Source organism: Escherichia coli, assembly GCF_036503815.1.
Taxonomy (GTDB): domain Bacteria; phylum Pseudomonadota; class Gammaproteobacteria; order Enterobacterales; family Enterobacteriaceae; genus Escherichia; species Escherichia coli_F.
In genome coordinates this window covers 3,858,578-3,881,020 of the sequence record NZ_AP027764.1, presented here as the reverse complement: position 1 = coordinate 3,881,020, position 22,443 = coordinate 3,858,578, and the positions used below count along the sequence as shown (strand labels likewise).

Here is a 22,443-nt window from a genome sequence, read left to right as displayed (position 1 = left end):
TTAACCTTGTCCACCGTGATTCACGTTCGTGAACATGTCCTTTCAGGGCCGATATAGCTCAGTTGGTAGAGCAGCGCATTCGTAATGCGAAGGTCGTAGGTTCGACTCCTATTATCGGCACCATTCTAATGTATCTCCAAGTCTACTCAAGTATTTAAAAACCTCTTATAATCCGCATGTTAGCGCCCCTTTTAGTCTTTTGACGTCTACTTAAGTACTCCAAAATCTACAGTCAATTGGGGGTACTTTTGGGGGTATTTGCTGTTCGGTTTAGTGGAGGTACCCCCAAGTGAAACTCAATGCCCGTCAAATAGACACTGCCAAGCCAAAAGAGAAGGCTTACAAGCTGGCTGATGGTGGTGGTCTGTATCTCTTGGTAAAACCTAGTGGAGGAAAATATTGGCGCTTCAAGTATCGTGTAGCTGGTAAAGAGAAGCTGTTAGCACTAGGTGTGTATCCTGAAGTTACCTTGGCTGATGCTCGTGCAAAACGTGAAGAAGCTAAAAGGGGTATCGCTGGGGGTATCGATCCGATGGAAGCGAAACGAGAGGAAAAGATTGCCCGGGAAACGCAGTTAAACAACACCTTCAAAGATATTGCCCTTGAGTGGCACAGCAGCAAATTAAAAAAATGGTCTGCTGGTTATGCTTCAGACATCCTCGAAGCCTTCAACAAAGATGTGTTCCCTTACATTGGCAAAAAACCAATCGCCGAAATCAAACCACTTGAACTGCTGAATGTGCTGCGGCGCATCGAGGGGCGCGGTGCTACCGAAAAAGCCAAAAAAGTGAGGCAGCGATGTGGGGAAGTTTTCCGCTATGCAATTGTCACTGGACGTGCTGAGTATAACCCTGCACCGGATCTCACCAGCGCGATGCAAGGTCATGAATCTAATCATTATCCTTTCCTCACAGCCAAAGAATTACCTGATTTTTTCAAGGCATTGTCCAGTTACTCAGGAAGTGCATTGGTTGTTATGGCGGCTCGTTTACTGATTATCACCGGTTTGCGGACTGGCGAACTGCGCGGTGCATTATGGGATGAAATCGATCTCAACAAGGCTATCTGGGAGATACCTGCTTCACGGATGAAAATGCGTCGCCCTCATGTAGTGCCTTTGTCTGAGCAGGCTCTTTCGCTTATTGGGCAGATTAAAGAACTAACTGGCAATTATCCGCTTATGTTTCCCGGCCGTAATGATCCAAGGAAAACAATGAGCGAGGCTAGCATAAACCAAGTATTTAAACGCATCGGCTATAACGGAAAGGTTACTGGTCATGGCTTCCGGCACACTATGAGCACCATTTTGCATGAGCAGGGCTATAACACCGCGTGGATAGAGACACAGCTTGCGCACGTCGATAAAAACTCAATTCGTGGCACATACAACCATGCGCAATATCTGGATGGGCGGCGGGAAATGCTTCAGTGGTACGCTGATTATATGGATTCGCTCGAGCATGGCGGAAATGTGGTGCATGGTGAGTTCGGAAAATGCGGGTGACTGGTTGAGTATACAGTAGTAGACTTTGAGCGACGAAAGAAAAGGCTGTGTCTAGGGTCGCTCCCGAAAATCCGTACACCTCGACGGACTGGTACAGCCACTACAGTAGAGGACGCTGAGGTGTGCGTATGATTGATATTCATGCCGAATTAAACGAATACAAAAAAGATTTTATTTCTTTACGTGAATTTCTTGAGGTCGTGCTTAAGGTCGCTGGTGATGATTATGATGTTTCAGATGTCATAACTTGGATACTCAGGAGAATAAGCGGAGAACATATCCGCCTGTACACAGTAAATGAATTTAAGCTGTTGGAATCTTTTTGTAACCCGTATCGGGATGAATTTGATAATGATGTTCTTTATAGAAATCTGAATGCGGTTCGGAAACGTGGTTGTTTACCTGGTGAGAGGGATGAAAATGGTTTTCTGGTGTCCGGTTATTGGGAAGATCCCGAATTTGAGAACATTGGATTTATAAGGGGTGAAATTTTCGCAATTTTTCCCGATGTCCTTGACGCGTTAACGAAGCTGGAAGGCGCTAACTCTTCTGAAAATGACGAGGCACAAGGACGCGATATTGAAAAGAAAGAGTTGCGTACAGAGGATGATTTATTATCCCAAATCGCAATGCTGGAAAAAGAAAACGCAGAGTTAAGGGCAAGGATAGAGCAGTTAGAGCAAGAGCACCCGATACACTTATATAAATACTGGGATAAAGACCCATTAGCTAAGGCTATTGAGATTAGAAACAGAGAGTGGGCCAATTACGATCCAGAAAATGATTTTGCCACCAGGGGAAATCAAGAAGCGATAACCAGGGAGCTTAAGCAGTGGGGGGCAAGTAATGCACTTGCAACGCTCATAGAGAGGACTGCCTGCCCTATTAACCGAGACAACAGCCAAAAGAACGCAAAGCCGGATTAACGCACCATACCGCATACCCTGAGGGTGATTTACTGTTACCCTGAGGGTATTTTTTTATCTTCCCCGTCAATTTTACCATCACCCTTAGGGTAGATTTCCTCCCGATTACCATCACCCTTAGGGTAGATTTCCTTCCGGTAACCATTAGGCCTGAGGGTATGAAAATATTCGTTATTTCTGTGCCATGATTACCTCGTCAAATTGAGTAGACGTTATGAGGTAAATATATGTCAAATACGCTTATTCGTTTAACAGAAGTTCAGCGTAGAACTGGATATAGCAAGGCATGGATTTATCGCCTTATGGGGCAAGGTAAATTTCCTGCATCAGTTAAAATTGGCTCGCGAGCTATTGCTTTCGTTGAGAGTGAAATTGACGAGTGGATTAATCAGCGTATTGCGGAATCACGCGGAACAGCTACCTGATTAAATGGCTACGGGGCTATTTCCCCCAGCTATCCACCAGCAAATAAAAGTAACTTAATTCGATAGCAGGAGTTTTTATGAAATTTCCAAAAATGCCCGTACAGGGGCGGGGCTTTGTTCGGCCTGAAAACCAGAATCTGCAAAATCTCGGCGAAATTATCCCGATTATTTCCGGCGTTATTGGCGGGAGTGAAACCAATATTGTTAGTGCCAGAGCGTTACATAAGGCGTTAGGTGTAGGGCGCGTTTTCCGTTCGTGGATCAAGGGGCGCATTGAAGAATACGGCTTCACGGAAGGCGTGGATTATGAGGTTGTTGAATATTTGAGCCGACCCGATCCGGTGAGCGCAAAATCTCGCCAGCAAACAGCTCTTGAGTACATCATCACCGTGAACATGGCGAAAGAACTGGCGATGGTCGAACGTACCGAACAGGGCCGCGCCGTTCGCCAGTACTTTATCAAATGCGAGGAGGAGCTACACAAGGTTGCGCCTGTTCGTTCCGCAGCGTTACGCCGGGAACTGAAAGCCCGTATCACAGTTGCCAGCTACTTTAAGCCAATGTGTGCCGCGCTGGAGGCGTACCGGGCTGAACTGGGTAAAAACACACTCCAGCACCACTACACCACGGAAGCGAACATGCTGGCGCGTATCGTGCTGGGTGGCATGACTGCAAAACAGTGGGCACTGGCGAACGGCATTACAGGCGAACCACGCGACCACATGAGCACGTTGCAGCTTGAGCACCTTTCTTACCTTGAGCAGAGCAATATCACGCTGATTGAGTTAGGCCAGGACTACCACCAGCGGAAGGCTGAATTAATTCGTCTTTCGCAGCGTTGGTTAGCCCGTCGCATGGAGGAAAACAGCCATGTGTAACGCTCTGACCGTTACAAAAAGAGAAAGCGCCCCGTTGCCGGAGCGCCTTTGTGAACGAATAGCCTACTGCGCCATATTGCTTACTGTCTACGAGGCAGATTATAGCGTTGTGGTCGCACAGAGTGAAGGCGCTGATCACCGTTACTACAGCACGCCAGAAATGCAGAATATTTTGCTGCAAAATGTCGTTGGTCACACTGTCCGGAAAGCAAAAAATTTTGCTGGTGGCGCGACTGATGCGATTTTGTCAGGTCGCCAGGTGCTGATCAATCTGATGTCTGATTTCGTTCTGGATAAAACAAAGGCGACCGCAGAGGGCCGCCAGTGGGAAAGCTACATACTTGAACGCATCGCCAACAATGCCAGATTTGCGGCTGGTGGGCAATGTGTCAGCTTTGCACCAATGACTCTATGTTTAACTGAGGGTCATTATGGTGAATATGCTGGCTTGCTGGTGGGCTATTCCTGCTCTTTAACATTGCCATGCCGCGATGTTTTCCAGGTATGCGACCCCATTTTTGTGCGCCTGTACTCTTTAAGGAATTTCTCAAGGATAAACGCACAGGGCGCGAATCTGTTTGACTCATGCTCGTACGCTATCTTTCTGCGCTGTCTTTTCCGTGCCGGTGATGGTGTATTGGTTGATTTTTTGTTGGTCATGGCGCAGCCCTGTAAAACGATGCACCGTAGCTCCTCACACCACGGCGCTGGTGATGGTTACTCCTGTTCTTTGGCCTTGCGGCGCTGGCGGTATTCAACTTCTCGCTTTAATGCTGCTGTTACAAACTGCCCTGTACTTTCACCAGGCATTTTTACCGCCTCAACATTGTTCATAACTTCATGCGGAACCCTTGCCGCAACTGTTTGTGATTTTGCGTTTACTGCTTTTGTCGCCATGTTGTGTACCCCTTACAAAAAACAAATGCAGTATGCAGGAAAAAAAATAAGTGTTCAACACTTGACGTGTTTAACACCTGGGCTTAAATTGGTGTTCAACACCTTGTTGATGCAAGGTGCAGAAACGACAACGCCCCGCAGTGGTGGCACACATGCAGGGCGTCTAACCACCAACGATAGCAAGAGTATCGAGGTAGCTATGAGAAATCATACCACACACCCGCAAGGGCGGGACTCGCACAACCTGAATAAATACATCTGGCGTTTTATCGCCCTGAGCACGGCACAACCGCGCGTAATTCACATCGAGGCCACCAGCGAACAGGAAGCACGCCAGCAATCTCCTGATGGCTGCGTGATGGTATTCGCCGCCCGTATTCGCCAGGAGGTGGAACATGTGTAATGCAACATGGCCTGATGCAGCGGTAGACGCTATCAAAACGCTGATGGATTCACTTATTGAGATTTCTGCTATCGCTGGTGTGGCGCATAAACACGCAGCCAGAGAATCAGAATGCATCTCCCATTATTTAGCATTTGTGCAGCTAAAAGCCGATCAGGCACTGGATAAGGCCGGAAAAATTATCATGGCTGATGTGCAGGAGGTGCACCATGCATAACCTGTCAATTTCTGACCTTAACAGCATTCAGTTTGACGAGAAATTTACCGGGCAGTTGCTGGTCAATGTGGAGAACGGGCGCATAGTGCGTAATTACCACCTGCCGGATGGTGCAATTGCCGGAAGCGTTGAAGCATTGCTGGAACTGGCGGAACGTGCGCGACTGATTAAGCCGTCAACGAGCCATCACGATGATGATCTGCATTTTACCGGGCGTATGGTGAGTCACTACGAAAACGGCGTTGAAGTATCCCGCGAACGGCTGCGTGATGATTGCTGTTTCGGCACACTGCCGGAATTTATCGAGTTGCTGACCAGTTGCGGTTATCAGGTCATTCAGGGGGGTAAACATGCGTGATGATCGTTTTAATTCCCTGAAACGGGAATTTGATGGCGCACCGGAAGATGCAGCGGGCGCATTGTTGAGCGTTGCTGACATGATGAAAGCTGCATATTTTCTTATCAATACCAGTGGCTACAAGTCAGAGGGTGAAATGATTCTTAGTATTGCGTCGGACTATGCGGAATATGTGGCAGAGACGCGTTACAGAAGAAAATTCACGGAGGATGTAAGCCATGCATAATCATGAAGCGCATGTACCCGTAGTGCTTAATGTGCCAGATGATTTCACCGGACGCGTACTGGTTTACCTGGATAAAGGGAAAGTGAAATCACAATGCCGACTGAAAAGTAATGAGATTGTTGGTTCTCCTGAATTTTTTTCTGAACTTTGTATTCGTGCGGAAATAAAACCGGAACTGCTGACAGGAAAATAAAACCATGAAAAAGAAAAATTCTGGCTTTACTGCCAGCGGCCTCTCTCGGCCTGAAATCCGCCCCGGTGATATTTTCCGGGACACCAGACGCGGGGGACGGGTGGTTATTCGTCACGTTACGCCAGGCAATATCACCTACCGCCGTGAGGCTTACGAATATGACTGCGTAATGCCGCGCCGTCAGTTTGATCGTGATTTTATTGTGGTGGAAAACAAACAACAGGCAGTGGCGAGACGTGCAGCCACGAATATTAAAAAAATCCGGGCAATGTTGGTTGCGGGAGGTAAGAAGTGAAAAACGCACCGAGTCTAAAATATCAGCCGAAGGATAAATTCACTGAGGTAATCATTTTTGCCGGGATGGATGCTTACGCCCATGCTCAACACTGGATTGAAAGTGAAGGACGAAAACACGGCGATAACGTGCCTCCTGTTTACCTGGGGCCAAAGCAACTGGCAGACCTGGCGAATATCCGCATTATTGACGAGAAACGCCGTTTTGCGCGTGTCTATATCGCGGGGGAGATAGAGCCAATCCAGATCAATACTATCGCTGAAAAGCTGGCGCTGGCTGGCGTACAGGAGGCGAAATTATACAAAGGTATCACCGACCAGGAACCGGAGAACTGGCGCGACTACCTGCAACGGATCCGCGAACAGGCTGAGCACGGGGAAGTTTCAGTGATGAAATTAGCTACAAAAAATAGTGGTCTACCCAAGCCTGCATTAAATCAGATGGGAGCCAGCCAGAGAGGGGAAGTGTTACTTGAACATTATGGAGGAGCACTGGCGATAAATGATGATTCTGATGTAGTTCACCATTACAACGGAATTGTTTGGGAGCCTGTATCTGATAAGGAACTCCAGCGGTCTATGGCGAAGATTTTTATTGATGCCGAAATTAGTTATTCGCAAAACGCCATTAAATTTGCCGTAGAGACAATGAAATTGAGTCTACCTGTTATGGGGGGAGCGGACAGAAATCTTATTGGGTTCAGTAACGGTGTTTTTGATATCAGGACAGGAAATTTTCGGGAACACAACAAAAATGACTGGTTGTTAAATGCCAGTGAATTACCGTTCAGCCCGCCAGAAGAGGGGGAAACGCTGGCAACACATGCGCCGAATTTCTGGAAGTGGTTGCGTCGTTCGGTGGCGGATAATGCTCGTAAAGCGGATCGCGTACTGGCGGCATTATTCATGGTACTGGCGAACCGGTACGACTGGCAGTTATTCCTTGAGGTAACGGGGCCGGGCGGAAGCGGTAAAAGTGTGATGGCGGAGATTTGTACCATGCTGGCGGGTAAGGCCAATACAGTATCGGCGAGCATGAAGGCGCTGGAAGACGCGAGGGAACGAGCGTTAGTGGTGGGATATTCTCTGATTATCATGCCTGACATGACCCGCTACGCAGGTGATGGTGCTGGGATTAAGGCCATTACAGGCGGTGACAAGGTGGCTATCGATCCGAAACACAAAGCGCCCTATTCCACGCGCGTTCCTGCGGTAGTGCTGGCAGTAAACAATTATGCCATGTCATTCAGCGACCGTAGTGGGGGGATCTCGCGTCGACGAGTAATATTTAATTTCTCTGAGGTTGTACCAGAGAACGAACGCGATCCGATGCTGGCGAAAAAGATAGAAGGGGAACTGGCAGTAGTGATTCGCCATTTGCTTACACGATTTGCCGACCAGGACGAAGCGAAAAGACTACTTTATGAGCAGCAAAAATCAGAAGAAGCACTGTTGATAAAGCGTGAAGGTGATTCGCTGGTGGACTTCTGCGGTTATCTGATGTCGTTGGTTAAATGTGAGGGAATGATAGTAGGTAATGCAGAAATAGTGCCATTTAGTCCGAGGCGATATCTGTATCATGCTTATTTGGCTTATATGTCTGCGCATGGTCTGGGAAAACCGGTATCACTGACACGCTTTGGTACAGATATGCCAGGGGCAATGGCTGAGTACGGAAAGGAGTACAAGCGGGCTAAATGCACTAAAGGTCCAGATAAAGGGCGAACGATCACAAATGTTCTGTTAGATAAAGATGCTGATGGATGGTTACCAGCAACGGCAGGCATTAACGACAGAACATGATACGAAATTTATAAGTTGAAACTTAAAAGTAGACGGTTGGTAGACAGATACACTTAACCCTCTACCAACCATCTACTAATTAATGTTTTGAATTATATAGGTATTTTTAATGTGGTAGAGAGGTGGACAGTTTATTTTATATTTCTAAACCACGGGGGTATCTAAAAATAGATAGTTATGGGTTCATTTTTAAAATTTTTCTTTTAACTATCTACACTGTCTACCATTTAGTAAAAGTCATTAATTATCAATGTATTAATACTGTAGAGAGTTGGTAGACAGTTTGCAGATTGTTTTTTTGTTATGTATTAATAACATTAAATAAATCAAACAATTATATCGGTAGACAGTTGGTAGACAGTTGTAACGATGGGGCAAAGCATGACTAAGCTGACCATTAACAGAAAACCGAAAGGCATTTACGGCACGCCGCAGAAAACGACGCAGGCGGCGCAGGAGCAGGATAAAACCACATCGGCGCATAAAGTGATGCCCGGTAACCAGAAAGCGCAGCAAAAGCCCACAGGGGCGACACCGTGGCGGCATATGACCAAACGCCAGCGCAAAAACCGCAGGCGCGTTAACCGCCTCACTGAGTTGTGGCCTGACTTATTCAGCCGGGAAGCACCGAAGCCGCTTAAGGTGGGGATATTCGACGACCTGATGCAGGATCTCGCCGTCAGGGGGCTGGCATTCGGGCCAGGGGCATTGCGTGCGACGCTGGCATCTTATGCGCAGTGTCCGCACTATTACCGCGCCTTAATGGCTGGTGGGGTACGCTACGACCTGAAAGGCCAGCCGTGCGGCGAGGTGACACCACAGGAACAACAGGACGCAGAAACGCGGCTGGTGGCGCTGAATGAGAAGCGCAAACGCCAGCGCCGGGCAGCAAAGGAGACAATAGGCGCATGATTCACGACAGCAAAGCGGAAGCACTGGAAGCGCGTGGTCTGTACCGGAGAGCGGCGGCGCGGTGGGCTGAGGTCATCATGCTGGCGAATGATGACAAGGCACGGGAACAGGCGGCAAAACGTCGCGCGGAATGTATCCACAAGGCAGCACGCCCACCAGCAAGGCAGGATAATTTCGGGGGAGATGCGCGAAACCATCTGATCCTACCCACGTAATATGGACACAGGCCTAAGCGAGGTTCTTGTTTTCAAATTGTTCCGGACTGAGGCCGCCACACCAACTGTGCCGCCGCCACCGATTGTAATCACATTCGATATAATTAAACACCGTTGCCCGCATTATTTCCCGGCTGATAAAGTGTTCTCCATGGATACATTCCACTTTCAGCGAATGAAAGAAGCTTTCCACGCAGGCATTATCGTAGCAGCAACCTTTTGCGCTCATACTTCCACGCAGATTATGCCGCTTCAGTTGCGCCTGATAATCTGCTGAACAGTACTGGCCTCCACGGTCCGTGTGAACGATAACGTTCCGGGGCCTCTTACGCCGCCACAGCGCCATCTGCAGGGCATCGCAGGCCAGTTGCGCCGTCATGCGTGGCGACATTGACCAGCCAATAACGGCACGTGACCACAGGTCAATGACCACTGCCAGATACAGCCAGCCTTCATCTGTACGTAAGTACGTGATGTCTCCTGCCCACTTCTGGTTCGGGCCACTGGCGTAAAAATCCTGCTCCAACAGATTTTCTGACACAGGCAGGCCGTGTGCGCGGTAGCTGACCGGGCTGAACTTCCGGGAGGCCTTTGCCCTCAGTCCCTGACGGCGCAGGCTTGCCGCCACGGTTTTTACGTTAAAGGGGTAACCCTGAGCACGCAGTTCATCCGTCAGGCGTGGGGCACCGTAACGCTGTTTTGACCGGGTAAAAGCCGCGAGGACAACGCTGTCGCAGTGTTGGCGGAACTGCTGACGCGTGCTTATCCTTGTCCGCCGCTGACACCACGTATACCAGCCGCTGCGGGCCACCCGGAGCACGCGGCACATTGCTTTGATGCTGAACTCAGCCTGATGTTTTTCAATAAAGACATACTTCATTTCAGGCGCTTCGCGAAGTATGTCGCGGCCTTTTGGAGGATAGCCAGCTCTTCATCCCGTTCTGCCAGCTGGCGTTTGAGACGTGCAATCTCGGTAGACATCTCCAGTTCACGTTCAGAAGACGTCTGCTGATTTTGCTGTTTACTGCGCCAGTTGTAGAGCTGTGATTCATACAGGCTGAGTTCACGGGCTGCGGCAGTAACACCGATGCGTTCAGCAAGCTTCAGGGCTTCACTGCGAAATTCAGGCGAATGCTGTTTACGGGGTTTTTTACTGGTTGATACTGTTTTTGTCATGTGAGTCACCTCTGACTGAGAGTTTACTCACTTAGCCGCGTGTCCACTATTGCTGGGTAAGATCAATCAGCCGGGCACATGCCGGGATGGGATTACATCAGCCCAATGGTGAGGCATTCAGGAAATACCAAAAAAAGAACAATTGTAGTCAGTAACAGAGGATGGGATTCTCTTGGTTTTTTGTTGATGCTTTCTGAGGAAATCTACTACGTTGCTGAGCAGATGAATATTCAATTGCATCTGGGTTCCTGATAAGATTAATCTGAATATTTTCATTTGGAATAGGGATATGAATAAAACTTTAATTGCAACATTAGTCGGTATAGTAATGTTAACCGGATGTGGGCCAGAAGAGTTAACTCCAGAACAGAAACAGGAAGTAGCGGCTCTTAAAGCTGAACTGTCGCAAACGGAAGGTGAAATATCAGCAGCTAAGGAAGTTGACCAGCAGTTTTCTGGTGGGTTGATAAAAAATCTGACAACAGCAAGACTGGAAATATTAGGAACTAATAAAGCGCTTTTGGAACAGCGTATTAATGCTATTGAATCAGGTGCCAAAATTGATGTTGTTGTATCTGGAGTAAAACCTGATCCTGAGCTTGCGGCTTCAATTAAAACTGAAATTGACAGCTTAGATGCAAAAATCAACGAAGCCAAAGCTGATGCTCGTCAGTATAGTGGTGGTCTGATAAAGGTACTAAAATTATCTACTGTTGCCACTGAAGAGCAGACCATGGCAATGTTGCAGCAAAAGTACCTCACAGCCAAGTATGGCCTCGCTGAAGTTAAGCTGGCATCAGTACAAGATAATGACGCAAAAAACAGTACTGAAACGGAAGTAACAGCCAAAAATTCCCAAGGGCAACTTCCTTTACTCCCGCCAGCGGATGGTCCGTTTGGCTTAGAAGCCGGTCTTACACAGAAAAACATCGAAGATATGATCGGTGCTAAGCTCAAGCCACTACCAGACAGTGTGAATCTGTATACTTCTGATAAATTACCGAAGCAAAACGCAGATTTTGAAATGTATGGTTTGTTGATCTCCCCGAAAGCTGGTTTATGTCAAATACGGGCTTTAGGAAAAAATATTGATACTGATAGCTATGGATTGGCTCTTAAATCCAAGTTTGAAGAATTGAGTAATTCTTTAAGTTCTCTGTATGGAAAGGCTGATACTACAGACTTTTTGCTGGCTGGTTCAATTTGGAAAGATCCTCAGGACTGGATGAGGGGGCTAAACAAAAAAGAACGCTTCTTATCTGCCACATGGAAGGGAACAAAAGAAATACCATTAAAAAACAATATCGATACTATCTCTATTGAGGCCAGAGCGAACAATTCCACTCAGGGATATGTCTATCTGCAGTACTCATTTACAAATGACGAAATTTGTCAGGAAGAAATTGAAGGGGCGAAAAAAAGTTCCCTTTAAACAATCCGTGCAAAGCCCCTTAGTAAGGGGCTTTTATATATTAATGTTCAACGGGGGGGATTAGATGAAAGATAATCTAGAAAAACTAATTGAAAATACTTTAAAAGATATTCTATTAGCTAATGCTGCTCTAACATTCATTTTTGCAATACCAATGGCTATTATCAGTAGGCATGGGATGGGCATCACAATCTGGTTTATAACTGTGCTCATTGCACCTGCTCTGTGTGCAGTAGGTGCATGGCTTGTATCTCGAACATTCGGCCATGCTGAGGAGTTCTTTCATCGTCGGTGGGCTAAGCGAATCTATGTTTTTTATACTCTTGCGGCTGCCGAGTTTTTGCTTGTGTACTCAATCGCGCAAATAATGAAAAATCTGATGAAATAATTAACAAGTTATTATCATGGGGTTTGTGGCTGTTAACCTGCAGTGAGGCGACAATCGTGTATTTATAAAAACTTCCCCTTTTCACTCCCCGCTGTTTCTTCTGCTATTTCCTTTATGTTTGCATGCAGCAACATCTGCCATACCTTTGCAGAAAAATCAGAGCATTTAGTGCCGAAGGTTGGTTTATTGATGCTTTTTGTTTCATTTATTGCAATTATCGATGGTATTATTTCAATTTGTGCAATAATTGCAATTATTGTCATTCAGAAGGGATCATCATGAAAAATCACGGAGTAAAGCCAGTTTTACTTTCCCGGGGGCAGATCGAAGCCCTGCAACGTATCCAGGCCGAAAAGCGTCAGAAATCTGTGCTTGGTGTGGCACCGTCGATTCATGTTATTGCCCGGCAACTGATGGATAAGGCACTTAAAGAGGTGAGGCTGTGAAATTAAATATCAGAGTGGATAAACGCCAGCTATGGCAGAAAAAAGAGAACAGCGAGGCATTCAGGGCTTTGCTGGTGGAAAATCTTCGGCACCGGTTCAGTGGAGAGTTGCCTGATGCACTGGGGAAGAAACTGGAATCCCTGACGGTGGAAATTGGCGATTATGGCTTTGTTGATGTTGAAAGCACGACTGCCAACACAGAAATCGTAAAGCAGGTCGTCAATGATGTAATGAAAACCACGCTTAGCCAGCCATCCTGGCGCAACTGAATCAGTAAGGGGCGGTTATTGCCCCTTTCCTCCATACCCACAACGCATTCCCTTTTCGCATTAAATTATTTTTTATCGTATATGCATGAGGTGAGCTACATGTTGATGAGTAAAGCCGAATACGCCAAATACAAAGGCGTAAGCCGCCAGACAGTTTACGACTGGATCGAGAAAGGCGAAGTGATCATGTCTGGCAAAAAAATTGATGTGGAGGCGACAGAGCAGCGGAACAGCCCACCGGCACAGGGGAAAGACACCGTTTCTGAAATGTGGCCAGAAAGAACGCTGGAAATGACGTGGGGCGAGTTCTGGAAAGCAGTTAAGGCCAGAGACGGTATAATCCCTGCGCCAGTAACGGACGACGACATACAGCAACGTGTGCTGGATGCAGCCGGGGAATTAGACTGGGAAGTGCAATTTCTTGATGATGGCGGGATTTGGATGGATGACGGCGATGCTGAGTTTTATTTCGAGCAATATGATCTCAGGCAGAATGCCGAACTGGTGATTGGTACGCTGCGACGTGAGGTCTGTTATGTGGCTGATGCTTGTCCTGACGAGCTGGATAACTGGAGCGAAGCCGGACTAAACGCCTTGGCTGAATGGGAAAAATCAGACCATCAATGACATCAAAAAGTGTCAAGTTGAGCAGCTTGCCAGGTTGACACTTTACACTCTGAACGCGAAAAAGTGTCAACCTCGCTGTAAGCCCCGCCATTACTGGGTTTGTGCCAGATTTACCACGTCAAAAAGCCGAAAAAATCGCGAAAAGTGTCAAGTTGCTATGCTTAGAAATGCTAAGGTTTGATAAGGTTTTTCGCGAAAAAGTGTCAAGTGTGTCAACCGCGCCGCTTTAGAAAACTTTATGTGCAGATCGTTGGATGCATCTGTCAAAACTTGCCACCCACCAGCACCGCCAGCGGGGATTTTTGGCTACACGCGCTCTAAGTAACAGTTGCTTCAGTGCGTTACATACGTTGGAAGTGTTATAACTCAAGTTTTTGAGACAAAGTCAGAATTGTATGAATTTGTCTATAGCCGTCTACTCAAGTTTTCTACATAATATAAGGAAATAGCATGTTGTTTAATTAATGTACGATAATTCTGAAAGAGTAACATATGATAAACTTAGATATGGATGTTGTGGTTGGACATGGGCAGAACGATTTTGAAGAATTAGAAATGAATTCCGGCATAAAGGTTTTTGCTGGAGCTTCTGACATCACCCAAATTACAACAAGCACTATTTTAGATGATTCAGTCCCCAAAAAATCAACCTCTATACATGGGCTTAGGAATATGTTCAAACATACATTTGATGGATCGTTTGGACAAAATTTTGAACTTAGAATTGATGATCCTGAAAAGATAAAAAGATTTAATGAAATTGGCAGGGGTGTTTTTTTTGATGTTATGTCATATTACATCTCTAAAGGAATGGGAATAGCTCACCATCTTAAGAGCCAGAAAGCAATCGACTTAGTAGAGCGTCTTAAACCGCTTGAAAAACAACTTTTGATAAGAATTCAGGAACCTATACAGAATTTACATAAAACAGTTGAGAAACAAAAATATAATGTACTTCTGAGAAGAAGAACACCAACTAAAAAATTAGTTGTTGCTAAAATGGATACGCAGACGCTCTTCAATATCAATGTAGAGCATGAATCTGCTCAACCAGTAGAAGAAAATGTTATTATAACTAGGTTTAATATGTTAACAGGAACTGGTCGATTGTTATTAGATAGACAGTCAGATTCAATTGCCTTTAGACACCATCTTAATTGGGAACATGTATTGCAGTCTCAGAAAAATAAGTTTTCAAGGAATCTTGATAGGAATAACAGAGGTGGTAAAGACGCTTTTATACCTATAACCATTTCTGCTTATGAGTTGCGCGATCATATTGGAGAGCTCAAGGCTTATATAATTAGAGAAATATTGTAAATGAAGATGCCCTCAATCAAAGTTATTTCACTTATATTAATAGCTATTGTATGGTATTTTTACTTTTCTCATTTCAATCATTGGGATAGCCCGTTAGATATCTTTAATGCTAGCAAATGGATGGGTTTTTCCAATGATAAAGGTGATTGGGGCACTTTCGGGGATTTTGTAGGAGGTGTGCTTAATCCTATCTTGACCTTCATTACAATTGTTATGCTCATTAATTCCTTGAAACTTCAACGAGAAGCAAACGAGCAACTAATTAAAGACGAAAGAAGACAAGAGAAAGACGTTCTTCTAAAACGGTTTGAAGACGGTTTTTATAACCTTATCTCTTCAGAAAGAGAGGAGTTTAGTTGTTTTACTATTAACATTAACGGAAAAGAATACCGCTCATCTGCTGCTGTTAGTGAATTGGAAGAGGCAATATGGGCTTTTATTGAGAAACAAATAGATGAAAAAGGAGCTTGCGAAATTGAGGATGTTAAAAATTACATAAATAAAATTGATGAGGATTCATCTATGGCAATATTTTCCATGGTGCGATGTGTATATGTTGTTTTTAAGGTTGTTAAGGATAAATGCCCTGAAGAACATCAAGATTACTACTTAGATATTTTTATGAATATGTTACCAGTTAAACTGGTAAATTTAGTTGCTATTGTGTCTGTGTATATGGACTGGAAAAACGTAAAATATATTATTGATGGTGGAAAAGGATTTTCGGATAATGAAGCAGTTAAAGAATATATTAATACTTGGAAGGAGTTTCATGAATAAAAATAATTTCTGATGTTTTGTTTCAAATGTGATGATTAATAAATAATGTTGTATAAGTGATGAATACTTGTTAAAGATGTTTTGTTTAATATCATGATTTTTTAACTTTTATGGGGTCGTAAGAACTAACTCATAATTATTGAGCATCGTTCTCCGTCGGGATAGGAAATTTAAATGGGGGTATCTTTGGGGGTATCAAGTTAAATGGAATGAATTAAATGTATTATAAATCAATTGATTGCGGAGTATGTTCTGTTCCTATTATCGCACCATTAAAATCAATAAGTTACCTCACATTCAATTACACCACGCCTTTCTCCTGTGCCATATTTCTGCCATTGTAACCCTGGCAATTTCTCAAAATACTGTTCTGACATCAGGCAGTGCAGGTGCAGACATTTAAGCCAATTGCTGCCGCCATTCCTTGACGTGGTCAATCAGGGCGCGGAGCTTTGGTGCAATATTGCGACGCTGTGGGAAATACAGATAGAAGCCCGGAAATTGTGGAAGAAAGTCATCAAGCAGCGATACAAGCTTACCGCTTTCAATATATGGCCTGAACGTTTCCTGAGTGGCAATTGTTATTCCTCCGCCGGCAAGAGCCAGCCTCAACATCAGACGCAGATCATTCGTCGTAATCTGCGGTTCAATCGCAAGGTCGAAAGCTCTACCGTTTTCTTCAAATGGCCAGCGATAAGGCGCAACCTCCGGGGACTGACGCCAGCCGATACACTTATGATTCACAAGTTCGCGCGGATGAACAGGTGTGCTGTTGGCTGCGAGATAGGAGGGAGAGGCAACGACCATTTCACGCTGCTTACCGGTAAGGGGAACAGCAATCATGTCTTTTTCAATGACCTCTCCGAGCCTTACGCCAGCATCGTAACCTGCGGCAACGATATCGAATTCCTCATCCGTGACAACAATATCAAGCGTAACGGCTGGATTGGCAGCTGCAAACGAAGCGATTAGCGGACCTGAAAGAAATTCTTCTGCTATCGACGTCACCGCGATTCTGAGATGTCCACGTGGTACATGGTCAGAGACCATCTCTTCGAACGCTGCCTCAATACCGGATAAAGGTAATGACAACGATTTATGCAGCCGTTCTCCCGTTTCCGTCAAATTAACTGAGCGCGTGGTCCGCATTACAAGCATTGTCCCGAATGCATCTTCAAGACGTCTTATTCCCTGACTGACCGCTGAACGGGTAACGCCCAGTCGTGCGGCGGCTTTACTGAAATTACTCTCTTCTGCTACCGCGATAAAAATGGGTAAAAGATTAAGATCGATTTTCATTGTTTAATGCCGCTAACCATTGAGTACATTGAAAGCAGGATACTGGAACCAATCATAAAGTTCTATTATCTCTCCGAACACATTTGAAGGAGAACGTAATGGATAAGGTCATATTAATCACCGGCGCATCAAGTGGTATTGGGGAAGGTATTGCCAGAGAGCTGGGAACGACAGGTGCAAAGGTTTTACTGGGAGCACGCAGACTTGAGCGTATCGAAGCCATTGCAAAAGAAATCTGCCGCGCAGGAGGAATTGCTAAAGCGCGGGAGTTGGATGTCACAGACCGACAGTCCATGGCAGATTTCGTGCAAGCAGCGCTGGATAGCTGGGGGCGAGTTGATGTTCTTATCAATAATGCGGGCGTTATGCCGCTTTCACCGCTTGCAGCAGGAAAACAAAATGAATGGGAGCTCACTATTGACGTGAATATCAAAGGCGTACTTTGGGGAATTGGCGCTGTACTTCCGGTGATGGAAGCACAGGGTTCCGGTCAGATAATCAATCTTGGTTCTATTGGTGCCCTTTCTGTTGTGCCCACAGGCGCAGTCTATTGCGCATCAAAATTTGCAGTACGGGCTATTTCTGATGGCTTACGGCAGGAAAGCTCGAAAATCCGTGTGACCTGCGTAAATCCTGGGGTTGTAGAAAGTGAACTGGCTTCAACCATTACCCATGTGGAAACCATGAAGTCAATGAACGCCTACCGTTCTGTTGCACTTCAACCCGCGGATATTGCCCGTGCTGTAAGGCATATTATTGAATCTCCCGAAAGCGTTGATACAACCGAAATTACCATCAGACCTACTGCATCTGCAAACTGAAGAATAACTTTTATATTCACGTTTTATTAAATAGGTCGGGAGGAAAATTTATATACACCTGTTTTGCATAGCAAGATGCATTATGTATTGCTCACCCCGAAGGAGATGAAGGTTTAATTACAGAAGGAGTGTTTTCTCTTGGAGTAAATATGACTCATGTTTAATACCTATGTATATAAAACTCACCCTCTCAATTGTCAGGAGAATTAACGTGAATACTATCTGTTCTTTAATTGTTGTGGTTACACTGTCTTTATTATCATTCAGTAGCGTCGCCAAAACGATTACTGCCGTCGGTTCAACCATTAACAGCACTGAAAAAGAAATTTCTTTACAGGCAGAAAAACAAGGGAAATCATATAAAATTCTGGGCGCGTTTTTTAAGAACAGAGTTTATATGATAGCAAAGTTAACACCAGTCAGTAAAAATGATGCTTCATAAGGCTCATGGTATAATTTGTAAGACATGATCAAGAAGCACGTCTATTGACTCAAAATTGTCATTTTTCAGGCAATGGAATACCTGACAAATGACGCTATCCCAATCTATTGTACCAGTCGTTCTGCTAATTCTACCGATGCTTCGGTCTGGAGTGGTAGAGTAATATTGGACACAGTTTTATTTTCTCTCTTTTTCGAGGGATGTATATGATCAGGAAGAATACATCCCTAAGCGGTTAATGCTGGCGTAATCAATAGACCAGCATTAATCACGGATGATTACCAATCAGACAGAAATGGTTAAATCGTCGAATTCATAATTAATACTTTTTCTTACGCCGCTGAACAGCTTGAAAAGGATATATATTTTAAATATCAGTGAAGTGAATAGTTTATTGCCGTTATTAATAGAAATGGAGGTATAAATAGGCGTATTCTACTATTGCAACAAAAACAACGATATTGATCGGTTTTCATAATGAAGTAACCTGACAGATATAAAAATGTTGATTGAGGCTAAATTTCCGGATGAAGGTTGTCGAGGGAGCCAGATACTTTTTTCTTATGGGTGATCTCCATTGCTGGATAGTCCCCTTGTACAGATAAGTCCGCTCTTTCTCGCTCAAAGCGGCCCCTGGAATTGAACGCAGAATGACTACCTGACACAATATTGCACAGTGAAGAGTCGGTCGTTGTTAACGTTCAGATTTTCAATGTATCAATGACCATCCGCAGAGCGGGGGAGACGTTGCGATGAGGGTAATAGAGAAACAATCCCTCCATTCGCAGGCTGTAACGCTGCAACACTCTGATAAGCTTACCGTGTTCTAAATCATCAGCGACCAATTCAACAGGGACATAGGCCAATCCGAGGCCCAGCCGTGCGGCTTCTGCTTCCATATAGCTGTCGGATAGGGCCCATTGCCCTTCAGGGCGATGAGTGATTTTTTTATCATCCTGATTGAGTTCCCACTGGTATACGCTGCCGTCGGCAAACTGATAGGCGATACAGGGATGCGCCTTTAAATCCGCCGGGGTTTGCGGAAAACCATAGCGACGAAAATGTTCCGGAGTCCCCACAATTGCCATCTCCATATCGGGCGTGATGCGTACCGCGACCATACCCTGGCCGACTTCAGGCCCCAGGCGGACACCAGCATCGAATCTTTCCTCGATGATATCGACGAACCGGCTCTCATTTATCAGTTCAAGCCGGATATCAGGATATCGCTGTTTAAATACCGCCAGCTTTGGCAGCAGGCATTTATCAATCGCGTGCTGGCTGGCATTGATACGCACCGTGCCGGAGGGCGTCTCTCGATAGTGCGCCAGTGTGGCAAGCCCAAGATCTAACATTTCAAATCCAGATGCCGTCTTCTGGTAGAGCTGCTCGCCTGCTTGCGTCAGCGACAGTTTACGCGTGGTGCGCACCAGCAGCTGGACGCCGAGCCTTTCTTCAAGCTCGCGAACAGAACGGCTGACTCCTGACTGAGCAAGACCCAGCCGCTGAGCCGCTGCGGTAAAGCTGCCTTCCCGCACCACCTGCATAAACAGGTACAGCTCGTTGTAGTTCTCCCTTTTCGCCATTGAAACATCCCCCCTTCATGCCGGCAATCTCCGCATTAATTTATAACAATATGGTATTAATCTTAGCATTAATCGCCCCCTAATCAGCACTAATTCTGCTCACTATAATGACCCCATCAAAGTAAAGTACCGCAGTGTTGTCCGTCGGAAACCTGTATCTCTCTGTTGTTTTTTATGGGGATTTTTATGAAAGCCTTCACCCGAACGCTAAAAACCGCGATGCCGACCATGCTGCTTTTCGCATCATTAAGTGGAGTCACGACAATGAGTTATGCTGATTCAACCAATCCTAATGCCCCTGTGTCCATGACAGATAAATGGGATAAAACGTTCGCCGAGAGCCAGAAAGTCGATCACCGTAAAGTCTCGTTCCCGAACCGATATGGCATCACCTTAGTGGGCGATCTTTACCTGCCTAAAGACCGTGGCGATCGCAAGCTGGCGGCGATTGCGGTCAGTGGGCCATTTGGCGCGGTGAAAGAGCAATCCAGCGGCCTGTATGCGCAGACGCTGGCGGAACGAGGGTTTGTTACCCTGGCGTTCGATCCTTCTTACACCGGGGAAAGCGGCGGCTATCCGCGAAACGTCGCCTCACCGGATATCAACACTGAAGATTTCAGCGCGGCGGTGGATTTCTTAGGGCTGCAAAAAGAGGTAGATCGCAACCGTATCGGGCTGCTCGGTATTTGTGGCTGGGGCGGCATGGCGCTGAACGACGTGGCGATGGATACCCGCGTTAAAGCGGTTGCTACCAGCGTGATGTATGACATGAGCCGGGCGATGGGCCATGGCGTGGGTGATGGCAAAGACCGTTATTCAACCGCCGATCGTCGTGCTGTTCTGCAGTATCTGAATGAGCAGCGCTGGAAGGATGCGCAGAGCGGAACGTTCGCTCACGGTGGTCATGATATTAATGTCGATAGCAACGGTAAGGTCAGTGCGGGCGAGCGTATTCTGCCAGAAACGCTGCCGGCAAATCCGCATCCGGTACTGAAAGAGTTCTTCGATTACTATCGTATGCCGCGTGGTTTTCATGCACGATCCGTGAACTCGACCGGGGCGTGGACGGCAACGATGCCGCTGTCGTTTATGAATATGCCGCTGCTGAGCTACGCCAGTGAAATCACCATTCCGACGCTGATTGTGACCGGTGAGAAAGCGCATTCACGCTATTTTGCTGAAGATGCTTACAAGGCGGTTGGCAGTAAAGACAAAGAGCTGGTGGTGGTACCAGGGGCAAATCACGTGGACCTGTACGATAACGTGGCCGGAAAAATACCTTTCGCGAAGTTCGAACAATTTTTCCAGACCAAACTGAAATAAAACCTCTCCTGAATTGATGCAAAGCCACCGGCCATAGGCTGGTGGCTTTTATCCTGGCCTTCGTGAAATTTCACTATGTCGACGCTAAACCAAACACCATCACCTCATCATCAGCGCCATACTGGGGCGGTATTTTTGCCATGACCCTGTGCGTGTTTGTGCTGATTGCTTCTGAATTTATGCCCGTCAGCCTGCTCACGCCGATTGCCCGCGATTTAGGCGTGACGGAGGGGTTGGCTGGGCAGGGGATTGCTATCTCCGGCGCACTGGCGGTTCTGACCAGCCTGACGCTTTCAACGCTAGCAGGAAAGATGAATCGTAAATTCCTGCTGCTGGGGATGACGGTTCTGATGGCCGTATCGGGGCTTATTATTGCGCTGGCTTCCAGTTATCTGATGTATATGGTTGGTCGTGCGATGATTGGTGTGGCGATTGGCGGATTCTGGTCGATGTCTGCGGCAACGGCGATTCGTCTGGTGCCGCAGCAACAGGTCACGCGTGCGCTGGCGATTTTCAATGCCGGTAATGCGCTGGCGACGGTCGTGGCCGCGCCGCTGGGAAGCTATCTGGGTGCCACGGTCGGATGGCGAGGCGCTTTCTTGTGCCTGGTGCCCATCGCGGTGGTCGCCTTTATCTGGCAGTGCATCAGCCTGCCCAGTATGGATGCGAATAAAAGCCGCACGTCACCTGGCGATGTATTCCGCATACTTAGCCGCCGCGTGGTTGCGGTTGGCATGCTGGCCTGCGGCCTGTTTTTTATGGGGCAGTTTGCGCTATTTACCTATGTGCGCCCGTTCCTGGAGACCGTGACGCTGGTTGATTCCTCAGGCTTGTCGTTGATTTTGCTGATTATCGGAGTAGCCGGTTTTATCGGCACGCTGGTTGTTTCGACATTCCTCAACAGAAAATTCTACCCTACGCTGATGGCCATACCTGGGTTGATGGCCGTCATTGCCATCGGCCTGATGCTGACCGGGCATCTGGTCTGGACGGTTTCGTTGCTGTTAGGACTCTGGGGCATGCTGGCCACCGCTGCGCCAACCGGATGGTGGACATGGATTGCGCGTACGTTGCCTGACAACGCCGAAGCCGGAGGCGGGCTCATGGTCGCGGTGATTCAGCTCGCCATCGCCCTTGGATCAACGGCAGGAGGCATTGTGTTTGACCGCCTTGGCTGGCAGAGCACGTTTGCTATGAGTAGCGTGCTGCTCCTTTGCGCTGGCGTACTGACCTTTGTTACCGCACGCCAGAAGGCCGGTGCGCTTTAGTCCGGCGAGGGCGCG

Annotated in this window: 29 protein-coding genes, 1 tRNA gene and 2 pseudogenes; 25 read left to right on the top strand and 7 right to left on the bottom strand. The window is 46.6% G+C overall.

Annotated features, from left to right (window positions below; all coding sequences use genetic code 11):
* Window positions 1-47 precede the first annotated feature (47 nt).
* From AABJ99_RS18560 to AABJ99_RS18540, 5 genes are all read left to right on the top strand, one after another.
* A tRNA-Thr gene (locus AABJ99_RS18560) sits at window positions 48-123 on the top strand.
* A gap of 166 nt (window positions 124-289) precedes the next feature.
* Window positions 290-1,504 carry a tyrosine-type recombinase/integrase gene (locus tag AABJ99_RS18555; protein ID WP_000772649.1) on the top strand — a complete coding sequence of 405 codons (1,215 nt, stop codon included), beginning with the start codon at window positions 290-292 and terminating at the stop codon, window positions 1,502-1,504.
* A 128-nt stretch (window positions 1,505-1,632) separates the two neighbouring features.
* Entirely contained in the window at window positions 1,633-2,430 is a 798-nt protein-coding gene (locus tag AABJ99_RS18550; RefSeq protein WP_001723118.1) for a hypothetical protein, read from the top strand.
* A 227-nt stretch (window positions 2,431-2,657) separates the two neighbouring features.
* A complete protein-coding gene (locus AABJ99_RS18545) occupies window positions 2,658-2,855 on the top strand; it encodes a helix-turn-helix transcriptional regulator (protein ID WP_000072422.1) in 198 nt (65 codons plus the stop codon).
* 77 nt (window positions 2,856-2,932) lie between these two features.
* Complete coding sequence (locus AABJ99_RS18540) at window positions 2,933-3,733, top strand: antA/AntB antirepressor family protein (RefSeq protein ID WP_001723119.1); 801 nt, start codon at window positions 2,933-2,935, stop codon at window positions 3,731-3,733.
* 459 nt (window positions 3,734-4,192) lie between these two features.
* Here AABJ99_RS18540 and AABJ99_RS18535 read toward each other — a convergent pair whose 3' ends face one another.
* Both AABJ99_RS18535 and AABJ99_RS18530 read right to left on the bottom strand, forming a co-directional pair.
* Complete coding sequence (locus AABJ99_RS18535; RefSeq protein WP_071607143.1) at window positions 4,193-4,393, bottom strand: hypothetical protein; 201 nt, start codon at window positions 4,391-4,393, stop codon at window positions 4,193-4,195.
* Window positions 4,394-4,450: 57 nt separating this feature from the next.
* Complete coding sequence (locus AABJ99_RS18530) at window positions 4,451-4,630, bottom strand: YlcI/YnfO family protein (protein ID WP_000201462.1); 180 nt, start codon at window positions 4,628-4,630, stop codon at window positions 4,451-4,453.
* Here AABJ99_RS18530 and AABJ99_RS18525 point away from each other — a divergent pair.
* From AABJ99_RS18525 to AABJ99_RS18485, 9 genes and pseudogenes are all read left to right on the top strand, one after another.
* Window positions 4,629-5,033, top strand: coding sequence for a host cell division inhibitor Icd-like protein (locus AABJ99_RS18525; RefSeq protein ID WP_071790913.1), 405 nt, complete (start codon window positions 4,629-4,631; stop codon window positions 5,031-5,033). The two genes, AABJ99_RS18530 and AABJ99_RS18525, sit on opposite strands and share 2 nt — an antisense overlap.
* Complete coding sequence (locus AABJ99_RS18520) at window positions 5,026-5,250, top strand: hypothetical protein (RefSeq protein ID WP_000335966.1); 225 nt, start codon at window positions 5,026-5,028, stop codon at window positions 5,248-5,250. Before AABJ99_RS18525 ends, AABJ99_RS18520 begins: the two co-directional genes overlap by 8 nt.
* A complete protein-coding gene (locus AABJ99_RS18515; protein ID WP_001723121.1) occupies window positions 5,243-5,608 on the top strand; it encodes a hypothetical protein in 366 nt (121 codons plus the stop codon). The genes AABJ99_RS18520 and AABJ99_RS18515 overlap by 8 nt, the downstream gene beginning before the upstream one ends.
* Entirely contained in the window at window positions 5,601-5,834 is a 234-nt protein-coding gene (locus AABJ99_RS18510) for a hypothetical protein (protein WP_001204082.1), read from the top strand. The genes AABJ99_RS18515 and AABJ99_RS18510 overlap by 8 nt, the downstream gene beginning before the upstream one ends.
* A complete protein-coding gene (locus AABJ99_RS18505; protein WP_000551487.1) occupies window positions 5,827-6,027 on the top strand; it encodes a hypothetical protein in 201 nt (66 codons plus the stop codon). The genes AABJ99_RS18510 and AABJ99_RS18505 overlap by 8 nt, the downstream gene beginning before the upstream one ends.
* A gap of 4 nt (window positions 6,028-6,031) precedes the next feature.
* Window positions 6,032-6,322 carry a DUF4222 domain-containing protein gene (locus tag AABJ99_RS18500; protein ID WP_001723122.1) on the top strand — a complete coding sequence of 97 codons (291 nt, stop codon included), beginning with the start codon at window positions 6,032-6,034 and terminating at the stop codon, window positions 6,320-6,322.
* Window positions 6,319-8,124, top strand: coding sequence for a DNA primase family protein (locus AABJ99_RS18495; RefSeq protein WP_001723123.1), 1,806 nt, complete (start codon window positions 6,319-6,321; stop codon window positions 8,122-8,124). The genes AABJ99_RS18500 and AABJ99_RS18495 overlap by 4 nt, the downstream gene beginning before the upstream one ends.
* 381 nt (window positions 8,125-8,505) lie before the next feature.
* Window positions 8,506-9,036 (top strand): ProQ/FINO family protein, encoded by a 531-nt coding sequence (locus AABJ99_RS18490; RefSeq protein ID WP_001723124.1) that lies wholly within the window; start codon window positions 8,506-8,508, stop codon window positions 9,034-9,036.
* Window positions 9,033-9,215: pseudogene (locus AABJ99_RS18485) on the top strand (PerC family transcriptional regulator); the annotation flags it as partial. The gene AABJ99_RS18490 and the pseudogene AABJ99_RS18485, both read left to right, overlap by 4 nt.
* A 49-nt stretch (window positions 9,216-9,264) precedes the next feature.
* On the opposite strand, the gene AABJ99_RS18480 reads toward AABJ99_RS18485, so the two are convergent.
* A protein-coding gene (locus AABJ99_RS18480) for an IS3-like element IS3 family transposase (RefSeq protein ID WP_085947771.1) occupies window positions 9,265-10,427 on the bottom strand; the annotation gives its coding sequence in 2 pieces (ribosomal slippage) (window positions 9,265-10,166 and window positions 10,166-10,427; 1,164 coding nt in all).
* A 289-nt stretch (window positions 10,428-10,716) separates the two neighbouring features.
* Between AABJ99_RS18480 and AABJ99_RS18475 the strand changes: the two genes are divergently transcribed.
* Both AABJ99_RS18475 and AABJ99_RS18470 read left to right on the top strand, forming a co-directional pair.
* Window positions 10,717-11,859: a hypothetical protein gene (locus AABJ99_RS18475; protein WP_001723127.1), complete on the top strand. Its 1,143-nt coding sequence runs from the start codon at window positions 10,717-10,719 to the stop codon at window positions 11,857-11,859.
* 64 nt (window positions 11,860-11,923) lie between these two features.
* The gene (locus tag AABJ99_RS18470) at window positions 11,924-12,247 is read left to right on the top strand and encodes a hypothetical protein (RefSeq protein WP_016262937.1); all 324 of its coding nucleotides are present in this window, start codon (window positions 11,924-11,926) and stop codon (window positions 12,245-12,247) included.
* A 62-nt stretch (window positions 12,248-12,309) separates the two neighbouring features.
* On the opposite strand, the gene AABJ99_RS18465 is transcribed toward AABJ99_RS18470, so the two are convergent.
* Window positions 12,310-12,510, bottom strand: a complete 201-nt coding sequence (locus tag AABJ99_RS18465; RefSeq protein WP_024170960.1) for a hypothetical protein — start codon at window positions 12,508-12,510, stop codon at window positions 12,310-12,312.
* Window positions 12,511-12,525: 15 nt separating this feature from the next.
* Between AABJ99_RS18465 and AABJ99_RS18460 the strand changes: the two genes are divergently transcribed.
* The 5 genes from AABJ99_RS18460 (at window position 12,526) to AABJ99_RS18440 (ending at window position 15,689) form a co-directional block, all read left to right on the top strand.
* The gene (locus AABJ99_RS18460; RefSeq protein WP_001723129.1) at window positions 12,526-12,693 is read left to right on the top strand and encodes a hypothetical protein; all 168 of its coding nucleotides are present in this window, start codon (window positions 12,526-12,528) and stop codon (window positions 12,691-12,693) included.
* The gene (locus AABJ99_RS18455) at window positions 12,690-12,962 is read left to right on the top strand and encodes a hypothetical protein (protein ID WP_001723130.1); all 273 of its coding nucleotides are present in this window, start codon (window positions 12,690-12,692) and stop codon (window positions 12,960-12,962) included. Before AABJ99_RS18460 ends, AABJ99_RS18455 begins: the two co-directional genes overlap by 4 nt.
* A 99-nt stretch (window positions 12,963-13,061) precedes the next feature.
* Complete coding sequence (locus AABJ99_RS18450; protein WP_021534223.1) at window positions 13,062-13,589, top strand: hypothetical protein; 528 nt, start codon at window positions 13,062-13,064, stop codon at window positions 13,587-13,589.
* A gap of 492 nt (window positions 13,590-14,081) precedes the next feature.
* Window positions 14,082-14,909: a hypothetical protein gene (locus AABJ99_RS18445; RefSeq protein ID WP_000609023.1), complete on the top strand. Its 828-nt coding sequence runs from the start codon at window positions 14,082-14,084 to the stop codon at window positions 14,907-14,909.
* Window positions 14,910-15,689 (top strand): hypothetical protein, encoded by a 780-nt coding sequence (locus AABJ99_RS18440; protein WP_000783761.1) that lies wholly within the window; start codon window positions 14,910-14,912, stop codon window positions 15,687-15,689.
* 399 nt (window positions 15,690-16,088) lie between these two features.
* Here the strand turns inward: AABJ99_RS18440 and AABJ99_RS18435 are convergent, their stop codons facing one another.
* Entirely contained in the window at window positions 16,089-16,988 is a 900-nt protein-coding gene (locus AABJ99_RS18435) for a LysR family transcriptional regulator (RefSeq protein WP_039021680.1), read from the bottom strand.
* 98 nt (window positions 16,989-17,086) lie between these two features.
* Here AABJ99_RS18435 and AABJ99_RS18430 point away from each other — a divergent pair, with 98 nt between their 5' ends.
* Window positions 17,087-17,809, top strand: a complete 723-nt coding sequence (locus AABJ99_RS18430) for an SDR family oxidoreductase (protein WP_160524176.1) — start codon at window positions 17,087-17,089, stop codon at window positions 17,807-17,809.
* Between the two features lie 163 nt (window positions 17,810-17,972).
* Entirely contained in the window at window positions 17,973-18,251 is a 279-nt protein-coding gene (locus AABJ99_RS18425) for a hypothetical protein (protein WP_024166197.1), read from the top strand.
* Between the two features lie 403 nt (window positions 18,252-18,654).
* Here the strand turns inward: AABJ99_RS18425 and ykgR are convergent.
* A pseudogene (gene ykgR / locus AABJ99_RS18420) lies at window positions 18,655-18,723 on the bottom strand (small membrane protein YkgR); the annotation flags it as partial.
* Window positions 18,724-18,952: 229 nt separating this feature from the next.
* Window positions 18,953-19,837, bottom strand: a complete 885-nt coding sequence (locus AABJ99_RS18415; protein WP_001119037.1) for a LysR family transcriptional regulator — start codon at window positions 19,835-19,837, stop codon at window positions 18,953-18,955.
* A 264-nt stretch (window positions 19,838-20,101) separates the two neighbouring features.
* Here AABJ99_RS18415 and AABJ99_RS18410 point away from each other — a divergent pair, with 264 nt between their 5' ends.
* A complete protein-coding gene (locus AABJ99_RS18410; RefSeq protein WP_123057653.1) occupies window positions 20,102-21,160 on the top strand; it encodes an alpha/beta hydrolase in 1,059 nt (352 codons plus the stop codon).
* 140 nt (window positions 21,161-21,300) lie between these two features.
* Window positions 21,301-22,428, top strand: a complete 1,128-nt coding sequence (locus AABJ99_RS18405) for an MFS transporter (protein WP_105278665.1) — start codon at window positions 21,301-21,303, stop codon at window positions 22,426-22,428.
* Window positions 22,429-22,443: the final 15 nt, after the last annotated feature.

Coding starts and splice junctions, on each gene's coding strand:
- AABJ99_RS18440 (WP_000783761.1), top strand. CDS start 14,910: ATGAAGATGCCCTCAATCAAAGTTATTTCACTTATATTAATAGCTATT.
- AABJ99_RS18550 (WP_001723118.1), top strand. CDS start 1,633: ATGATTGATATTCATGCCGAATTAAACGAATACAAAAAAGATTTTATT.
- AABJ99_RS18450 (WP_021534223.1), top strand. CDS start 13,062: ATGTTGATGAGTAAAGCCGAATACGCCAAATACAAAGGCGTAAGCCGC.
- AABJ99_RS18525 (WP_071790913.1), top strand. CDS start 4,629: ATGTTGTGTACCCCTTACAAAAAACAAATGCAGTATGCAGGAAAAAAA.
- AABJ99_RS18530 (WP_000201462.1), bottom strand. CDS start 4,630: ATGGCGACAAAAGCAGTAAACGCAAAATCACAAACAGTTGCGGCAAGG.
- AABJ99_RS18475 (WP_001723127.1), top strand. CDS start 10,717: ATGAATAAAACTTTAATTGCAACATTAGTCGGTATAGTAATGTTAACC.
- AABJ99_RS18490 (WP_001723124.1), top strand. CDS start 8,506: ATGACTAAGCTGACCATTAACAGAAAACCGAAAGGCATTTACGGCACG.
- AABJ99_RS18510 (WP_001204082.1), top strand. CDS start 5,601: ATGCGTGATGATCGTTTTAATTCCCTGAAACGGGAATTTGATGGCGCA.
- AABJ99_RS18415 (WP_001119037.1), bottom strand. CDS start 19,837: ATGGCGAAAAGGGAGAACTACAACGAGCTGTACCTGTTTATGCAGGTG.
- AABJ99_RS18465 (WP_024170960.1), bottom strand. CDS start 12,510: ATGACAATAATTGCAATTATTGCACAAATTGAAATAATACCATCGATA.
- AABJ99_RS18545 (WP_000072422.1), top strand. CDS start 2,658: ATGTCAAATACGCTTATTCGTTTAACAGAAGTTCAGCGTAGAACTGGA.
- AABJ99_RS18540 (WP_001723119.1), top strand. CDS start 2,933: ATGAAATTTCCAAAAATGCCCGTACAGGGGCGGGGCTTTGTTCGGCCT.
- AABJ99_RS18410 (WP_123057653.1), top strand. CDS start 20,102: ATGAGTTATGCTGATTCAACCAATCCTAATGCCCCTGTGTCCATGACA.
- AABJ99_RS18460 (WP_001723129.1), top strand. CDS start 12,526: ATGAAAAATCACGGAGTAAAGCCAGTTTTACTTTCCCGGGGGCAGATC.
- AABJ99_RS18435 (WP_039021680.1), bottom strand. CDS start 16,988: ATGAAAATCGATCTTAATCTTTTACCCATTTTTATCGCGGTAGCAGAA.
- AABJ99_RS18430 (WP_160524176.1), top strand. CDS start 17,087: ATGGATAAGGTCATATTAATCACCGGCGCATCAAGTGGTATTGGGGAA.
- AABJ99_RS18505 (WP_000551487.1), top strand. CDS start 5,827: ATGCATAATCATGAAGCGCATGTACCCGTAGTGCTTAATGTGCCAGAT.
- AABJ99_RS18535 (WP_071607143.1), bottom strand. CDS start 4,393: ATGACCAACAAAAAATCAACCAATACACCATCACCGGCACGGAAAAGA.
- AABJ99_RS18470 (WP_016262937.1), top strand. CDS start 11,924: ATGAAAGATAATCTAGAAAAACTAATTGAAAATACTTTAAAAGATATT.
- AABJ99_RS18520 (WP_000335966.1), top strand. CDS start 5,026: ATGTGTAATGCAACATGGCCTGATGCAGCGGTAGACGCTATCAAAACG.
- AABJ99_RS18445 (WP_000609023.1), top strand. CDS start 14,082: ATGATAAACTTAGATATGGATGTTGTGGTTGGACATGGGCAGAACGAT.
- AABJ99_RS18500 (WP_001723122.1), top strand. CDS start 6,032: ATGAAAAAGAAAAATTCTGGCTTTACTGCCAGCGGCCTCTCTCGGCCT.
- AABJ99_RS18405 (WP_105278665.1), top strand. CDS start 21,301: ATGACCCTGTGCGTGTTTGTGCTGATTGCTTCTGAATTTATGCCCGTC.
- AABJ99_RS18515 (WP_001723121.1), top strand. CDS start 5,243: ATGCATAACCTGTCAATTTCTGACCTTAACAGCATTCAGTTTGACGAG.